13 protein-coding genes are annotated in these 16,499 nt (G+C 70.0%); 7 read left to right on the plus strand and 6 right to left on the minus strand.

Going from position 1 to position 16,499, the window contains the following annotated elements; genetic code table 11:
• Positions 1-145 precede the first annotated feature (145 nt).
• The 4 genes from AB0H93_RS04955 to AB0H93_RS04970 all read left to right on the plus strand — a co-directional run bounded on the left by AB0H93_RS04955 (position 146) and on the right by AB0H93_RS04970 (position 6,269).
• Positions 146-1,393, plus strand: coding sequence for an IniB N-terminal domain-containing protein (locus AB0H93_RS04955; protein ID WP_358567549.1), 1,248 nt, complete (start codon positions 146-148; stop codon positions 1,391-1,393).
• Positions 1,394-1,556: 163 nt separating this feature from the next.
• Positions 1,557-3,362: a dynamin family protein gene (locus tag AB0H93_RS04960; RefSeq protein ID WP_358567552.1), complete on the plus strand. Its 1,806-nt coding sequence runs from the start codon at positions 1,557-1,559 to the stop codon at positions 3,360-3,362.
• Positions 3,359-5,089 carry a dynamin family protein gene (locus AB0H93_RS04965; RefSeq protein WP_358567556.1) on the plus strand — a complete coding sequence of 577 codons (1,731 nt, stop codon included), beginning with the start codon at positions 3,359-3,361 and terminating at the stop codon, positions 5,087-5,089. The genes AB0H93_RS04960 and AB0H93_RS04965 overlap by 4 nt, the downstream gene beginning before the upstream one ends.
• Before the next feature lie 334 nt (positions 5,090-5,423).
• A complete protein-coding gene (locus tag AB0H93_RS04970) occupies positions 5,424-6,269 on the plus strand; it encodes a CU044_5270 family protein (RefSeq protein WP_358567559.1) in 846 nt (281 codons plus the stop codon).
• A gap of 807 nt (positions 6,270-7,076) precedes the next feature.
• On the opposite strand, the gene AB0H93_RS04975 is transcribed toward AB0H93_RS04970, so the two are convergent.
• The 4 genes from AB0H93_RS04975 to AB0H93_RS04990 form a co-directional block, all read right to left on the minus strand.
• Entirely contained in the window at positions 7,077-7,574 is a 498-nt protein-coding gene (locus tag AB0H93_RS04975) for a Fur family transcriptional regulator (protein ID WP_358567562.1), read from the minus strand.
• Between the two features lie 133 nt (positions 7,575-7,707).
• A complete protein-coding gene (locus AB0H93_RS04980; protein ID WP_358567565.1) occupies positions 7,708-9,183 on the minus strand; it encodes a gluconokinase in 1,476 nt (491 codons plus the stop codon).
• Between the two features lie 343 nt (positions 9,184-9,526).
• Complete coding sequence (locus AB0H93_RS04985; protein ID WP_358567568.1) at positions 9,527-10,579, minus strand: aspartate-semialdehyde dehydrogenase; 1,053 nt, start codon at positions 10,577-10,579, stop codon at positions 9,527-9,529.
• Positions 10,579-11,844, minus strand: a complete 1,266-nt coding sequence (locus AB0H93_RS04990) for an aspartate kinase (RefSeq protein WP_093267339.1) — start codon at positions 11,842-11,844, stop codon at positions 10,579-10,581. The genes AB0H93_RS04985 and AB0H93_RS04990 overlap by 1 nt, the downstream gene beginning before the upstream one ends.
• A 428-nt stretch (positions 11,845-12,272) precedes the next feature.
• On the opposite strand from AB0H93_RS04990, the gene AB0H93_RS04995 reads away from it, so the two are divergent.
• Together AB0H93_RS04995 and AB0H93_RS05000 are read left to right on the plus strand one after the other, a co-directional pair.
• Positions 12,273-13,361: a mannosyltransferase family protein gene (locus tag AB0H93_RS04995; protein WP_358567571.1), complete on the plus strand. Its 1,089-nt coding sequence runs from the start codon at positions 12,273-12,275 to the stop codon at positions 13,359-13,361.
• Between the two features lie 55 nt (positions 13,362-13,416).
• A complete protein-coding gene (locus tag AB0H93_RS05000; protein ID WP_358567574.1) occupies positions 13,417-14,040 on the plus strand; it encodes a nitroreductase family protein in 624 nt (207 codons plus the stop codon).
• Between the two features lie 109 nt (positions 14,041-14,149).
• Here AB0H93_RS05000 and AB0H93_RS05005 read toward each other — a convergent pair whose 3' ends face one another.
• The gene (locus AB0H93_RS05005) at positions 14,150-15,184 is read right to left on the minus strand and encodes an alpha/beta fold hydrolase (protein ID WP_358567577.1); all 1,035 of its coding nucleotides are present in this window, start codon (positions 15,182-15,184) and stop codon (positions 14,150-14,152) included.
• A gap of 114 nt (positions 15,185-15,298) precedes the next feature.
• Here AB0H93_RS05005 and AB0H93_RS05010 point away from each other — a divergent pair, with 114 nt between their 5' ends.
• Positions 15,299-16,228 carry a LysR family transcriptional regulator gene (locus AB0H93_RS05010; RefSeq protein ID WP_358567580.1) on the plus strand — a complete coding sequence of 310 codons (930 nt, stop codon included), beginning with the start codon at positions 15,299-15,301 and terminating at the stop codon, positions 16,226-16,228.
• Between the two features lie 17 nt (positions 16,229-16,245).
• On the opposite strand, the gene AB0H93_RS05015 is transcribed toward AB0H93_RS05010, so the two are convergent.
• Positions 16,246-16,494 carry a hypothetical protein gene (locus tag AB0H93_RS05015; RefSeq protein ID WP_358567582.1) on the minus strand — a complete coding sequence of 83 codons (249 nt, stop codon included), beginning with the start codon at positions 16,492-16,494 and terminating at the stop codon, positions 16,246-16,248.
• Positions 16,495-16,499: the final 5 nt, after the last annotated feature.

The raw sequence follows: 16,499 nt of genomic DNA on the forward strand, positions 1-16,499 counted from the left end.
CCCCTAATAGAGGTTCGAATAACTAGGAGTCGTACCCGATGGCTAGGGGGCCCCGTCGCCCTAACGTGTTCGGCAGGAAGTGAGGACCGCGCGACCTCACTCGGACACCCAGCCGAGTAACCGCTGAGCATCGGGAGGCCCAACGATGGTGAACCCTCAGCACGCGGCCGAGTCCTCCACTCCCGACCCGGGGACGCACTCCACCACCGGCCCGTCGGACGAGCCGACGCTGCACGAGTTCCTCACGCGCCTCGTCAGCGACCCGGCAGCCCGATCGGCCTTCGACTCTGATCCGCAAGCCACGCTGGATCAGGCCGGCCTCGGGGGCATGACCGCGACGGACGTACTGCAAGCCACGTCACTGGTCCTCGACTACGCGCCGGTCGAGGTCGTGACCGAGTACGACCGCTCACTCCAGAGCAGCGTCGAGAAATTCGCTGCGAGCACCCAACACGTCGCGATCAACCAACTGCATCCCGCACATCCGAACGAGCAGGAAGATCTGAGCATGCTGAAGAACCCCGCCCCCGCCGAAGACTTCGGTAAGAACGGCGACGTCGAGCCCACCATCCCGGCCGTCCCGGCGACCCCGGCTCCGTCGAACAACGTCGACATCGACGTGCGTCACAACGACACGGACTCGCACAACTTCATCAGCATCCACGACATCGCCAGCGGCAACGACATCGCCAACGGCAACATCGTCGGCAGCGTCGTGGGCAACACCGTCGGCCAGGTCGGCGACAGCCTCGACCTGAGCAGCGTCACCAACACCATCGACAACAGCGTCAGCGAGGTCAACCAGACCGCGACGCACGTCTTCGACACCAGCGTCGACCTGACCGCGGGTGCCGCCACCGTCGTGCACGGCGACGTCACCAACGTGGTCGACAACTCGACCAACATCGACGTCCTCAACGTCGTGAACGAGGCCCCGGTCGTCGGCGACATCGCCAACAACGTCACCAACGTGCTGGGCGACGTGACCACCAACGTGAGCAACGGCGACCTGACCTCGGTCGTCACCAACGCTCCGGTCGTGGGCAACGTGGTCGGCGACGTCACCTCGGTCGCCACCAACATCCCGGTCGCCGGTGACCTGGTGTCCAACGTCGCCGGTGGCGACATCACCAACGTGACCGACAACGTGACCGGTGTCCTGGGCGACGTCCCGGTCGTCGGCGGCGTGGTCGACACCGTGGGTGGCATCGCCGGCGGCGCTGGCGACGTCTCCGCCCTGCCGGTCGACGACGTGACCTCGGCCCTGCCGGTCGACGACGTGACCTCGGCCCTGCCGCTGCCGGCCCCGCAGGACCTGCCGGTCGTCGGCGACGTCGCCGGTGGCGCTCTCGACACCGTGACGAGCGCCCTGCCGCTGGACGGCGTGCTCTGAACGCAGTGAGCAACTGAATGCCGGGATCCGTGATTCGCGGATCCCGGCATTCTTCGCCTTTCGCTCGGAAAACTTGCACTTTTGGTACTCCCAGTGCACGCCTGAGATGTGAGTTCAGCCGTTTGGGTTTCTCTATTCGCCGCGGCACGCCACAATCGACGCCGTGATCGAGACGGCGTTGGTGGAACTGATCGATCGCGCGACTGCGGAATGTGCCGAGCAGCAACGCGCTGATCTGCACGGAAGGCTGCGGCAGATCCGCACCCGCGTGCTCGACCCGACGCAGCTCGTGCTGGTCGTCGGTGAGTCGAAGCAGGGCAAGAGCGCCCTGGTCAACGCCATCGTGAACGCGTCCGTGTGCGCCTCCGGCGACGACGTCACCACCGTCGTGCCCACCCTGGTCCGGTACTCCGACGAGCCGTCCGCCCTGCTCATCGAGCACGAGGCGACGCGCGGCCCCGCCGCCCTGGATCGCGTGCCGGTGCCGATAGAACAGGTCGGCGAGCAGCTGGAACGCGCCCTCGCGCTCGGGCGCCCGGTCACCCGCGGCGAGGTCGGCATCCCCCGCGCCGTGCTGCAGAACGGCCTCGCGCTGATGGACACGCCCGGCGTCGGCAGCGTGTCCTCGTCGCTGACGGCCACCACGCTCTCCGTCGTCGCCGAGGCCGACGCGCTGCTGATGGTCTCCGACGCCACCCAGGAACTGACCACCAACGAGCTGACGTTCCTCAAGCAGGCCACCGCGTTGTGCCCGAACGTCGCGCTGGTGCTGCCGAAGATCGACCGCACGCCGCACTGGCGGAAAGTCCTCGAAGTCAACCGGAAACACCTGGAGAACGCCGGGATAGCGGCCAAGATCTTCCCGGTTTCGGCCAACATCCGGATGCACGCGATGCAGGCCAGGGACGCCAACCTCAACGCCGAATCCGGATTCCCGCCGCTGCTGGAATTCCTCAAGGAGATGGCGGGCAAGCACGACAACATGACCAGGCGCCTGGTGGCGCACAACGTTTCCGAGGCGCTGACCCAGGTCAACGAAGCGCTGCGCGCCGAGCTGGCGGCGCAGAACCCGCGCACCGCGGCCGAAACCCTGATCGAGCTGGAGACCGCGCAGCACCGCGCCGAAGACCTCCGGCGCGTCTCGGCCCGTTGGCAGAAGGCGCTCAACGACGGCGTTTCCGAGCTGTACACCGACATCGAGTTCGACTTCCGGGAACGCAGCTGGGCGGTGTTGCACCAGGTCAACGAGGCCTTCGAAACCGCGGACCCGCTGGAGGTCTGGGACGAGTTCCTCGACTGGCTCGAGGCGCGGCTCACCGACGCGATCGTCGAAACCTTCGAGTGGCTGGACCTCCGGCAGGCCCGGCTCGCCGAGCAGGTCGCCAACGAGATGCTCGCCGAACACGGGCGCAACCTGCCCGACCTGACGGAGCTCCAGCAGCCGGAACCGCTGGGCGATGTTCCCGAGCCGAAGCTGCCGCCCGGCTCGGAGTACAAGCGCTTCGACCAGTTCCTCACCGGTCTTCGCGGCTCCTACGGCGGCGTGCTGATGTTCGGCCTGATCACCTCGGCGTTCCTGCCGCTGATCAACGTGGTGTCGATCTCGGCGGGCGTGCTGCTGGGCCTCAAGAGCCTCGGCGAGGACAAGGACCTGCGGCTGCGCCGCCGCCAGGCCGAGGCCAAGGCCGCCGTGCAGCGCTACGTGGAGCAGGTCATCTTCCACGTGAACAAGGAGGCCAGGGACGCCATCCGCGGCGTTCACCGGGGCCTGCACGCGCACTACATGCAGATCACCGAAGATGCCCAGATGGAGATCAGCCGGGCCATCCAGGAGATCAAGCGATCGGCGGAGCGCAGCGCGGTCGACCGCGACCAGCGCGCCAGGGAGATCCGGCAGAAGCTGGAAGAACTCGCGGTGCTGCAGCGACGCGCGACGATGCTGACGCAGAACCGGATCACCGCGGCATGAGCGGCGATCCCCTGCTGGAACGCGCCCGGGCGCTGCTGATCCGCACCATGACCTTCTACCGGGACGATCCGCGCACCTCGACGTGGCTGCGCGGCCGGCTGGAGAGGCTGGACCAGCCGCTGCGCATCGCCGTCGGCGGGCGGGTGAAGGCGGGCAAGTCGACGCTGATCAACGCGCTGGTCGGCGCGGAGCTCGCGCCCACCGACGCCGAGGAGCGCACCCAGGTCAGCACCTTCTACCAGTACGGGCCGGAACCGAAGATCCTGGTGCACACCCCGCACGGCGCGGTGCAGAACGTGCCGGTGACCACTTTGGACACCGGCACCATCCGCGACCTGCAGCACTGGCGGCCGGACGAGGTGTCCCGGCTGGTCATCGAGTCGCCGACGCCGGGGCTGCAGGCGATCACGCTGATCGAAACGCCGGGCGTCGCGTCCGCGGCGGTGCAGGAGACGGGCCGCTCCGCGCTCGCGCAGATCCTGTCCGAGGCGGACGCGGTGCTGTACCTGACGCGGTACCCGCGGCAGACGGACCTGCAGTTCCTCCAGTCCGTCAACGAATTGCAGACCGCCCGGTGCGTGCCGATCAACACGATCGTCGCGTTCTCGCGCGCCGACGAGACGGGCAGCGGCGGCGCGGAGGCGCTCGAAGCCGCCGAGCGGATCGCCGACCGCTACCGCAACGACCCCACGCTGCGTTCGTTCGCGCAGTACCTGATCCCCGTGGTCGGGCTGCTCGGGCAGGCCGTGGCGACGATGACCGACGACGACTTCATGGCGCTGCACAACGTTGCGCGACTCCCCCAGAACGACCAGGACGCGCTGCTGCTTTCGGCGGATCGATTCATCAACAGCACCATGGAATCGACGCCGGGACCGGCCCGGCAGCGCCTCCTCGAACGGTTCGGCCACTACGGCGTTGTGCGGGCGTTGACGCTGATCCGCAGCGGCGTGACGGAGCGGAAGAAGCTGCAGTCGGCGCTGCTCGACGAGAGCGGCCTGAATCTGCTGCAGGAGACCGTGCACCAGCAGTTCGTGGAGCGGCAGGACGCGTTGCGCGCGCGGTCGGCGTTGCTGGCCGTCGACATGGTGCTGCGTGCGAATCCCCGTCCCGGCGTGCAGCAGTTGCGCGGCGAATTCGAGCGGATGCTGGCGAACGCGCACGAATGGAACGAGCTGCGGCTGCTGTCGGCGCTGGATTCCGGGCAGGTGCGGTTCGCCCGTCCGCTGCAGGCGGAAGCGAAGCGGCTGCTGGGAGCGTTCGGCAGCGCGCCGCACGCGCGGCTCGGCCGGGACGAGACGGCCCTGGCCGTGGATCTGGCCGACGAAGCGGCCGCGGCGCTGTCGCGCTGGCGGGAGCAGGCGGTGAACCCGCTGCACGACCGGCCGCACCGCGATGCGGTCCGCACCGTACTGCGCAGCTGCGAACGTCTGATCCTCCACCAGACCCACGGTCCGCAGCAGCCGCAAACCCCGCAGCAGCCGCAGAGCTCGCAGCACCAGCAGAATCCTCAACGCCAGCAATCCGCCCACGGTCAGCATGGCTCTTCGGGTCAGCACGGCCCCTCGGGCCAGCAGGGTTCCACTGGCGCGCACGGCACTTCGGCACAGCGCGGCGCTCACTCGCAACCGGGCCCTCAGAGCCCGCAGCAAGGGCACCCGCAGCGGCACCACCATCCGCAACCCGGCCAGCCCCAGAACGCCCAGGGAGCCCACGCCCGCGATTGACCACGATCCATTGTGGACATGGTGCACGCACCGGTTTTCGCGATGTCCAGATTTCCTCGGACCACGGGACGATCTGTCGCGAGCCGTCCGAGCCGCCCTGCTCGCCCCACCACGGAGCCTTCCCGTGTCGCAGGCGGCTGCGCCTGGCGATGCCGCTGGCCGCATCAAGCGTGAACCAGATGTCGATTCCGTGCGGATAACGAGGTGTACCTGATCGGATCGAGGAGGACGGTCGATGGCCTCGCCGGCGCGTTCGGCCAGCGGAGTCTCGACCTGCCAAATCGATCGGGTCGCGAAACACCAGATGACTCGCAGACCTCTTTGGGGGCAGTTCATGACGGAATTCGACGAGACGCAGCCGACCCGCGAACTCGCACCGGCACACGACCACCTGGCCGCCGCGGAACGATCCGGCGACGCACCCGCCGTGGCGCGACAGCGCCGACCGCTGCGACGGATGGCGTGGCCGGGCGCGGTCGCGGTTGGTCTCGCCGCCGCGATCTCCGGCGTGCTCACGCTCGCTCCGTTCGGGGAGAGCGACGGGGGCACCCCGACGGCGAACGCCGAATCGGCGCTGGTCACCGCGGCGCCGGATCTCCCCGACCACCCGCCGCGGCCCGATCAGTTCGTCTACACGAAGTCCCAGAGCGCCGCCGGAATCCGCGAGACGTGGCTGTCCGCGGACGGGACGCGTGACGGCCTCATCGTGCAGTACGGCGGGGAAACCGAGCTGGAGGTGCCCCGCTGCGGGGACAGCAAGACCTACACCCCCGCAACCGATGAGACCGGATACTGCTCGCCGGTCCCCGGGCACATCTACGTCCTGCCGACCGACGCCGCCGGAATGCTGGACTACCTGAAGGAGCGCAGCTCCGACCCCGGCAGCGCGTGGCTCATCGGCGAGGAGATCCGCGACATCGTCGCCGAGTCGTACGTGCGACCGGAGTCGAGGGCGGCCGTGTTCGAGGCTGCGACCAAGGTCCCCGGCATCTCCGTGGTCAAGGACGCGAAGGACGCGATCGGCAGGACCGGTGTCGGCATCTCGTTCCCGAAGCCCGACGGCGAGAACATCCGCGAGGAGATCCTGGTCTTCGATCCGACCACCTACGCCTACCTCGGCTCGACGTTCTCGGCCGAAGTCGAGACCGCGTTCGTGGACGAGGTCCGCCAGCGCCCCTGATCGGCACGAGGCGGTTCGGGGATCCGCATCGGCGCCAGACAACGCCGGCGCAGGCGCTCGGCCCTGAGCCTCGGTGACCCATGGCAGTTTCAATTGAAACTGCCGGAACACCCCGAGGGCCCACGCCCGCGGATCATCACCATCCATTGTGGATTAATCATGGCCTCGGCCGCGGTGGCCGATTTCAACTGAAGCGACAGGGCGGTCCGGCGCGATCATCGGCCCGGATGGGCGAAGACCCGGGAGACGGGGGCTCCCGGGTCTTCGCTCGTGGTGGTTGCCGCAGTCAGCAGCGGCGGGCCGACGTCGTCGGCCCTTGACCTCGGCGGCGATCTCATCGCCAGTGCGGCCCAGCTCGCTCGCCGCGGGTCATGACGGGTTCCAGTATGCCACCAGAAAACTGGAACTAGTCAAGAAAATAGCCCGCCGTGTTCGGACTCACCCGATCGCCCGCACCCGCACGTCCCACTCAGGCCCTGCGGCGCCCAGAAACCCAAGCCACGCAGCGGCGCGTGCGAGCCAAATCCTCGTCCCGGTCGGATCACTCGTGAACCCGATCCGGGCCCGATGTGGAGAACAGGACGTACGAGGCCTGAGCAAGAAGGGCATTCATGAGCCCACCAGCGCTGGACGGCGAAGTCGAGGACGACGCCGCGATACCGGAAAGCGCGAAGACCCGGGGCACGCTTGGGTTCTAGGAGTCGTCGCAACACTCCAGTTCAGGGGATGCGATGGAGTTTCAGATCCGGGCGGAGCTCCTGGGCCTTCGCGACGTCGTTGACCGCAGGGACGCACGTCATGCAGGGTTCATGATCGTTCCTCGTCGTGGCGGCCGGACTCCTCGGGCGCGGTCGCCGAGGAGCGGCAGTCCGGGCAGTAGCCCCAGAACACGACTTCCGCTTCGTCCACCTCGTAGCCCGACGTGGACGACGGCGTCAGGCACGGGGCCTCGCCGTGGACGCAGTCCACGTCCTCGGTTCGGCCGCAGTTGCGGCACACCAGGTGGTGGTGGTTGTCGGCGGTCCGGGTCTCGAAGCGCGCCGGGTGACCGGCGGGCTCGATCCTCCGCAGCAGCCCGGCGTTGCTGCACGCGTTGAGCACGTCGTAGACGGCCTGCGTGGACACCGAACCCAGCTGCCGGCGCACCGCGGTCGCCACCTGGTCGGCCGTCGCGTGCGGGTGGCCGACCAGCCACCGCAGCACGGCGAGCCGCGGCTTGGTGACCCGGAGTCCGGCGGCGCGCAACCGCTCGCGCGGGTCGTCCGCGCTGGTGGCGTGGTTGCTCTGGGCCGCGCTGAGGGTCATAGCGAGGCCCAGTATGCCACCGAAAAATTGGTCTGAACCAGAACTGGACCCGGTTGGCGCTCCGGATTGCTGCACCCGGTCCACCGGTTGCGACCAGTTGGCTCAACCGATCGGCGGATCCGACCGGCGCCGGTCAGAGCGCGAAGTCGCGCAGCGTCGCGTGCAGCTGCTCCACCAGCGGTCGGCGGCGGGCCATCTCCCGGGCCGCCGCCGGGTCCGGCGAGACCTTGCCCTCCGGCGTCACCAGCTCGGCGGCGCGCTCCAGCGAGTCGAACTCGCCGAGCGCCCGCCAGCCCAGCAGCACCGCGCCGAGCCCGGACCCGCCGCTGCCCTCCGCCAGTTCCAGGTCGATGTCGAGCGCCGCAGCGATGGCATCGGCCCACAACGCGCTGCGGAAGCCGCCGCCGGTGGCCCGCACCGCACGCACCTCGGCCCCGGAATCGACCACCGCGTCCCGCACCAGCGCGAGCTGCTGCGCGACGCCCTCGACGACGGCGCGCGTCATCTCGGCACGGCCGTGCGAGTGCCGCAGCCCGACGAACGAGCCGGTCAGGCCCGGCTCCCACCACGGGGCCCGCTCGCCGAGCAGGTACGGCAGGGCCATCAGCCCGTTCGCCCCCGCCGGCACCGCGGCGGCCTCGTCGAGCAGGTCCGCGACGTCGACCCCGAAGGTCTCCGAGGCCCACTGGGCGACCACCGCGCCGTTGCTCACGGCACCGCCGATCACCCAGAGCCCGTCGCCCATCGCGTAGCTGAACGTCCGGCACCGGTCGTCGACGCCCGGCCGGTCGCGCGTCACCCGCAGCGCCCCGCTGGTGCCGAGCGACAGCGCGGCGACACCGGGGCTGACCGCCCCGACTCCGAGGTTCGCCAGCGGACCGTCCCCGCCGCCGAGCACCACCGGCAGCCCCTCCGGCAGGCCGACGGCCTTGGCCACCTGCGGCTTCAGCGGCAGCGCGTCGGTCGGCGCGTGGATCTCCGGCAGCTGGTCGGCGCGGACGCCCGCGACCTCCAGCGCCGGCTCGTGCCACCGCAGCGTCGTCATGTCCTGCAGGCCGCTGCCCGAGCTCAGCGAGTACTCGGTGACGAACTCGCCCACGAAACCGGCGACGACGAAGTCCTTCAGCGCGCACCACCGCACCACGTCACGCGTCAGGTCGGGGCGACTTCCGGTCAGCCAAGCCAGCTTCACCATGACCGACTGGGTGTGCACCGGCGTCCCGGTGGCCCGGTGCAGGGCCGACGAGGCGTCCCAGTCGGACCGCAGCCGCGCCGCCACCCCGGCCGCCTGGGTGTCGGCCCAGTTGAACGACGGCGTGGCCGGTTCGCCGGCCGAGTCGAGCCCGACGACCGTGTGCATCGAGGTGCTGAACGACAGCGCCGCGACCGGGTGGCCGTGCTCCTTCACCCAGGCCACGCACTCGGCCAGCGCCTCGATCGCCGCGTCCCGGACCTGGACGGCGTCCTGCGTCGCCTCCCCGGGCTCCTCGGTGCGCAGCGGATACCCGAGCTCGGTCTGGTGCAGCACGTGAGCGTCGCTGCCCGCCGCGACGACCTTCGTCGCGGTGGTACCGAGATCGATTCCGAGGACGACCGGAGCATGACTCATGTCCCCAACCTAACCGCCGGATGCCGAAACCAAGCCGCTCAGGTCGCGGCCCCGCGCGCACATGAGCCCAGCGCATCGAGCCCGATACGCACAGCCACCTATCCGCACTCCTTGCAGCAGGTTCGTAGTGGCGCGAATTGTCCTCCGGTAGCGCCGTGAATTCGTCCAGGGTCAGCAGGTGATCGGGCCAGGAAATGATGTTCATGGGCCCACTGTGGCGGGCGCCGGTTCCCGCGTTCAAGGAGAATTGGACACAAACACACGTTCGAATGAACCCGTATCACAAAAGGGCGCCCTCCCCCGTCTACCAGGGGGAAGGCGCCCTTTTCGAACCCGTGGGGGCTTACTTCGCGAGGGTTTCGGCGATCTCGTAGGTGTTGAGCGCCGCGCCCTTGCGGAGGTTGTCGCCGCAGACGAAGAAGTCCAGCGTGTTCGGGAAGTCCAGCGCCTGCCGGACCCGGCCCACGTACGTCGGGTCGCCGCCGACCACGCCGGCCGGGGTCGGGAACACGCCGTTGTCGTGGTCGTCCTGCAGGACGATCGTCGGCTGCGCCTCGAACACGCGGTGCGCCTGCTCGACGGTCACCTCGCGCTCGAAGGTGGCGTGCACCGCCAGCGAGTGCGTGGTCACCACCGGCACGCGGACGCAGGTCGCGGAGACCTTCAGGTCCGAGATGCCGAGGATCTTGCGGGACTCGTTGCGGACCTTCAGCTCCTCGGAGGTCCAGCCGTCGTCCTTGCGCGAACCGGCCCACGGCACCACGTTGAGCGCCAGCGGCGCCTTGAACGGCGTCTCCTCCGGCAGCCCGGCCGCGGCCAGCGCCTCGGCGACGTCGCCGGCCCGCTGGCCGACGCCCTTGCCCGCCACCGCCGCGATCTCCGCGTACAGCCGGTCGATGCCTTCCTGACCGGCACCGGAGGCGGCCTGGTAGGAGGAGACGACCAGTTCGCGGAGGCCGAACTCGCGGTGCAGCGCGCCCAGCGCGGCCATCATCGACAGCGTCGTGCAGTTGGGGTTCGCGATGATCCCCTTCGGGCGCTCGTGCACCTTCTCGGCATTGACCTCGGGCACCACCAGCGGCACGTCGGGGTCCATCCGGAACGCGCCGGAGTTGTCCACCGCGACGGCGCCGCGCTCGGCGGCAACCGGGGCCCACTGCGCGGATACCTCGTCCGGCACGTCGAACAGCGCGATGTCCACGCCGTCGAACGCCTCCGGCGCGAGCTCCACGACGGTGAGCTCCCGGCCGCGCACGGTGATCTTCTTGCCCGCGGACCGGGCCGAGGCGATCAGCCGGATCTCGCCCCACGGCACCGACTCGCGGTTGTTGATGATGCCGATCATGACGGTGCCGACCGCGCCGGTGGCACCCACGATTGCCAGCGTCGGTGCCATCAGCGACCACTCCCCGCGTAAACGACGGCTTCCTCGTCGCTGCCGAGCTCGAACGCGTCGTGCAGGGCGCGCACCGCGTCGTCGAGCTGGGTGTCGCGGATCAGCACCGAGATCCGGATCTCCGAGGTGTTGATGATGTCGATGTTCACCCCGGCGTTGGACAGCGCCTCGCAGAAGGTCGCGGTGACGCCCGGGTGCGACCGCATCCCGGCGCCGACCAGCGAGACCTTGCCGACCTTGTCGTCGTAGACGACCTGCTCGAAGCCGACCTCGTCCTTGATCTTCTCCAGCTCGGTGACGGCCACCTCACCGTTGCTGCGCGCCACCGTGAAGGTGATGTCGGTCAGGCCGGAAGAGGTGCTGGAGACGTTCTGCAGCACCATGTCGATGTCGATCTCGGCGTCCGCGACCACGCGGAAGATCCGGCCCGCGACGCCCGGGTTGTCGGGCACCCCGCGCACGGTGACCTTGGCCTCCGACCGGTCGTGCGAGACGCCGGTGATCATCGCCTGTTCCACGGAAAGGTCCTCCACTGAGCCGGACACGATCGTTCCGGGCTTGGGTGAGTAGGAAGAGCGGACGTGCAACGGCACGCCGTAGCGGCGGGCGTACTCGACGGCGCGCAGGTGCAGCACCTTCGCGCCGGTCGCCGCCATCTCCAGCATCTCCTCGTAGGTGATCCGCTCGAGGTGCTGGGCGTCGGGCACGATGCGCGGGTCCGCCGTGTACACGCCGTCGACGTCGGTGTAGATCTCGCAGACGTCGGCGTTCATCGCGGCGGCCACCGCGACCGCCGTGGTGTCCGAGCCGCCGCGGCCGAGCGTCGTGATGTCCTTGGTGTCCTGGGAGACGCCCTGGAAACCGGCGATCAGGACGACCTGGCCCTGCTCCAGCGCCTCTTGCACCCGACCCGGGGTGACGTCGATGATCCGCGCGTTCTGGTGCGCCGAGGTCGTGATCACGCCGGCTTGGGAGCCGGAGAACGAGCGTGCCTCCGCGCCGAGCGACTCGATCGCCATCGCGACGAGCGCGTTGGAGATCCGCTCACCGGCGGTCAGCAGCATGTCGAGTTCCCGCTCCGGCGGAGCCGGGTTGACCTGCTTGGCGAGGTCGAGCAGCTCATCGGTGGTGTCGCCCATCGCAGAGCACACGACGACCACGTCGTGGCCCGCCTTGCGGGTTTCCACGATGCGTTCGGCTACCCGTTTGATGCGATCAGCACTTTCGAGTGAGGAACCGCCGTACTTCTGGACGACGAGCGCCACGTGAAACAAACCTCCTCGACCGTGCGGTCGTCCCGGGCGCGGGTTGTCCCCGCACTGACACCGAGTGGACGAAGGAGCACCCCGGCACACCGCGTGGCGGGCCGGAGGGCCCCGCGACCGGGCAGGTGACAGCGTCGGCCCACCGGGCCGAAACGGCCTCCTACCAGGTCGCTCCGCTGCCGGACTAGCCTACCGAACCGGTACCGCCCGACCCCAATCCCAAATGCCGCCACTACCCTGTGGGACGCGATTGTCGACAAGAGCGGAGGACCGGGTTGTCCACCCCTCCAGGAGCGATCGATCCACCTCTGAGTGATGTTGGAAACACCGCGGCTACGCTGCGGAAACAACCGGACTCAGGGTTGCCCGAGTGGCCGCGCCGGGGCTCGCCGCGGCAGCGCCGGATGATCGTCGCTTTCGCCCCTGCTGTGGTTTACCTCGCAATCCGGCTGGTCGGACTGCTGGTGCTGGCGTGGCTGTCGGCCGCGAACGACGAGGCGTTGGTCGACAACCTGCAGGCCTGGGACGGCCACTGGTACCTGGAGATCGCGGCGAACGGGTACGCCGGCGTCGACCCGAGCATGGTCGACGGTTTCGGGAACCGCTACCCCGAGACGCCGATGGCGTTCTTCCCCGGCTATCCGTGGCTGATCACGGCGTTGTCGCTGGTCCCGGGCGTCAGCGTCGTCGGTGCGGCGATCACCGCGAGCCTGGCCTGCGGCGTGGTGGCCGCGTACGGGCTGGCCCGGCTGGGGCGCCTGGTCGGCGGCTCGCACCTCGCCGGGTTGCTGCTGGTCGTGCTGTTCGCGGCGGCCCCGATGTCCGTGGTGCTGTCGATGGCGTACTCCGAGGCGCTGTTCTGCGCGTTGGCGATCTGGGCGATGGTCGGGGTCGTCGAGCGGAACTGGCTGCTGGCCGGGCTGTGCTGCGCCGGCGCCGGGCTGGTTCGGCCGACGGCCGCGGCGCTGATCGGCGTCGTCGGGTTGGCCGCGCTGGTGGCGATCGTGCGCCGCCGGGACACCTGGCGCCCGTGGCTGGCGATCGTGCTGGCGCCGGCCGGGATGCTGGCCTACATCGGCTGGGTGGGGCTGCAGACGGGCAGCCTCACCGGTTACTTCGCGCTCCAGCAGCGGGGCTGGTCGTCGGCGTTCGACGGCGGGCAGGCCACGTTCAAGTTCATGATCGAGGCGCTGACCACGGACAAGTCGGTGCTCGAGACGTTCACGGTGTGGATCGTGCTGGCCGCGCTGGTGCTGCTGGTGCTGTGCGTGCGGCAGCGGATGCCGTGGCCGCTGGTGGCGTTCGCGGCCGCCGTGGTGGTGCTGGACCTGGGTTCGGACGGCTTGATGTACTCCAAGGTCCGCCTGATGCTGCCGGCGTTCCCGCTGCTCATCCCGGTCGCGATCGGGTTGGCGCGGCGCCGGACGACGACGGCGGTGACCACCGCGGTGCTGCTGGTGTTCTTCGGGTCGTGGTTCGGCGCCTACTCGCTGACGGCGTGGCAGTACGCGATCTGATGGACATCGGCGCGGGCGGCGGACAGACTCGCCACCAGCGATCCAGGAGGTGCCCGTGACTGCCGAGGAATACACCGCCGAGGTTCCGGCGAGCAAGCCCGCCGAGACGTCGGTGCCGCTGCACCCGCTGCTGGCCGAGCGGTGGAGCCCGCGCGCGCTGGACCCGGCCACGACGATCAGCGACCGGCAGTTCACGGCGTTGTTCGAGGCGGCCAGGTGGGCGCCGTCGTGGGGCAACACGCAGCCCGCGCGGTTCATCGCGGCGCGCCGGGGCGAGGCGACCTTCGACCGGATCCACGGCACGTTGTCGCGCGGCAACAAGGGGTGGACCGCCAATGCGGCGGCGCTGGCGATCGGCGTCGCGCGGGTGGTCGACGAGGATGGCGAGCCGATGCCCTACGGCGAGTACGGGCTGGCGCTGGCGGCCCAGAACCTCGTGCTGCAGGCCGTCGCCGAGAGGCTTTACGCGCACCAGATGGCCGGGATGGACCGGGACGCCGCGCGCGCCGAGTTCGGCGTGCCCGCCGAGTTCGAGCCGGTGGTCGCGATCGCGGTCGGCGGCCTGGGCACCTTGACCGGCATGCCGGAGCGGCTGCAGGAGAAGGAACTGCGCCCGCGCATCCGCAAGCCGCTGTCCGAGCTGGTCTTCACCGACACCTGGGGCGAGCCGCTGTTCTGAGCCGCCCTTCGCGCCCCATCTGCCGCGAACTCGACTGCCCTGCCGGGCGTCGGACTGAAGCCGTTTTCGCGCGAAACCGGCGCGGCACGAGTTCCCGATCCGCGGCGCCTCACCGGCGGAGGTGGTCGGCGAGCCAGTCGGCCGTGTCGGGGAGCCACTTCCAGCGGGTGGTCTCCAGCAGGTGGTTGCCCTCCGGGATCAGGAGGTACTCGGCGTTCGGGGCGTGGCGCGCCAGGGGTTCGGCCTTGGCGACTCCCGGGATCACGTCGAGGCCGCCGTCGATGACCCGCATCGGCTGGACGATGCTCGGGGCGATCTCGGCGGCGTTGATCCCGCTGGCGAAGTCGCGGCCCGCCGCGACGCTGCCCGTGCGCAGCGCGAAGGTGTCCGTCACGTAGGGCGCCAGCCGGTCCCAGTGCAGGGCCGAGGGGCCGCTGACGCTGACCAGCGCGCGGATGCGCGGCTCGTGCGCCGCAGCGAGGGCGCCGAGGTAGCCGCCCATGCTCAGCGCCATCGCCGCGACCCGCTGTCCGTCCACATCGGACCGATCGGCGATGGCGTCGAGCACCCGGTGGACCACCTTCTGGTACTCGGGTTCCCAGTGGCTCCGCGTCGCGAGCTCGCCCTGGCCCGGCCCGTCGACGGCGAGGACCGCGACGCCGCGCCGGAGCAGGCTGTCCGCGATCGGCATGAACTCGACCTTTCCGGAGTTCATGCCCGGGATCAGCACGACGACTGGCGCGCGGGGGCCCGCCGGGCGCCGCAGGATTCCGGTGAAGTCGGGGCCGGCGATGTGCTCGGCGGCCGGGTCGGCGCGGCGTTGCGCGTCAGCGGATGCCTTGGCGGATTCGGCGTGCGCGTCGAGGTCCGGGTTCGGCAGCACGGTGGCGAAGTGGAACCACAGCGCGGCGTCTCGGTAGGCCTCCGCCGCCGTAGCGCTCAGGCCCTGCTCATCGGCCTGCTCGGCACGGGCGAGGTGTTCGCGGCCGACGCGGACGAACGCCGTCGGCCAGTCCCGGATCGACGTGAGCTCGGCGGTCACGGCGTCGTACTGGAACGGGTCGATGCCCGCCGCGATGGCTCGCGGGCGGTTGGCGTCGGCGAAGCCGGGGAGGAGATCCGGCTGGTCGAAGAAGGTGTGCACGTCGGCTCCGTCTGGAAGTTCTGCTGCGCCCCAAGCAGACATCGGCCGACGCACGGCGGTCCAACAGCGATCCGTACGCTGTGACAACCGATGGTTGTCGTTCGAGGTGAGAGCGTGGATCTTGATCTGGCGCAGGTTCGGGCGTTCGTCGCGGCCGCCCGGGAATCGCACTTCGGGCGAGCCGCCGCGCAGCTCTTCGTCAGCCAGCAGGCGTTGTCGAAGCGGATCGCCCGCCTGGAACGCCAGTTGGGCGTCCGGCTGTTCGACCGCGACAAGCACGGCGTGGCGCTGACCGAGGCCGGACGCCGCTTCCTCGAACCGGCACAGCAGACCCTTGCCGCCGCCGACTTCGCCGTGGCCGAGACCCGCCGCGAGCAGCGATCGTTGCGAGTCGATGTCTGGGGCCATCTGTACGCCCCGATGCGCACGATCGGGCTCGTCGTCGAGAACGGTCTCGGCGCCGAGCTAGGGCTCAGCCGCGATCTGATGGCTGCGACGACGGCATTGGCGCGCGGCGAGATCGACGCCGGGTTCGGCCGGGTTCCTCCGCTCGGCGAGGAGTTCGAGCACCAGGTGGTGCGCCTCGAACCGGTCGACGCCATCGTCGGCCCGGCCCATCCCCTGGCGGGCTCGGCGGAGCTCCGGCCCGCCGACCTGCACGGCAGCACGATCTGGTGCCCTGCCGCGCTGGATCGCCTGGACTTCCTCGACCGCTTCACCGTCCACTTCGGACTCGATGCGGAGGCGGCCGGGGTCAACCTGGGGCTGGACCACTTCCTCGACCAGGTCTGCGCGAAACCGGAGCGCGTAGCGATCCTGCCCAGCGGCGTCCCGCTGCCGGAGAACGCGCCGCTGAGCCGGGTCCGCCTCACCCGGCCCACGCCGCTTTACGCCTGGTCCCTGCTCTGGCGACGGGGAAACCCGAGCCGCTCCCTCGACGTGCTTCGCCGCTCCTGCGCCGAAACCGCGACCCGGCGCGGCTGGCTCGACTACGACGCAGCCCACCACTGGCTCCCCGACGCCGACCGCGCCGCGCTCCGCTGAGCGAGGCGCTCCACTCGTCAGCGCTGGTGGACGACGGAGATTCGACGCAGGGCGAGGAGGCCGCCGATGCCCGGGATGACCGCGAGCCATCGGGCGCTCGGCGGGGCCGGGACGAGGAAGGTCGCCGCGATGGTGACGAGGTAGGCCATGCCGTGGACCGGTCCGCCGAGCGACGTGATCGCGGACAGGTGCGCGGTGAACAGGTTGAGCAGCAGGATCACCAGCGAGGCCGCCTCGACGCCGGCCGCGATTCGCAGCGTCAGCACGGCCG

This window comes from Saccharopolyspora sp. NPDC050642, from assembly GCF_040654735.1.
Classification (GTDB): domain Bacteria; phylum Actinomycetota; class Actinomycetes; order Mycobacteriales; family Pseudonocardiaceae; genus Saccharopolyspora; species Saccharopolyspora elongata.

Coding starts and splice junctions, on each gene's coding strand:
- AB0H93_RS04955 (WP_358567549.1), top strand. CDS start 146: ATGGTGAACCCTCAGCACGCGGCCGAGTCCTCCACTCCCGACCCGGGG.
- AB0H93_RS04965 (WP_358567556.1), top strand. CDS start 3,359: ATGAGCGGCGATCCCCTGCTGGAACGCGCCCGGGCGCTGCTGATCCGC.
- AB0H93_RS04970 (WP_358567559.1), top strand. CDS start 5,424: ATGACGGAATTCGACGAGACGCAGCCGACCCGCGAACTCGCACCGGCA.
- AB0H93_RS04975 (WP_358567562.1), bottom strand. CDS start 7,574: ATGACCCTCAGCGCGGCCCAGAGCAACCACGCCACCAGCGCGGACGAC.
- AB0H93_RS04980 (WP_358567565.1), bottom strand. CDS start 9,183: ATGAGTCATGCTCCGGTCGTCCTCGGAATCGATCTCGGTACCACCGCG.
- AB0H93_RS04985 (WP_358567568.1), bottom strand. CDS start 10,579: ATGGCACCGACGCTGGCAATCGTGGGTGCCACCGGCGCGGTCGGCACC.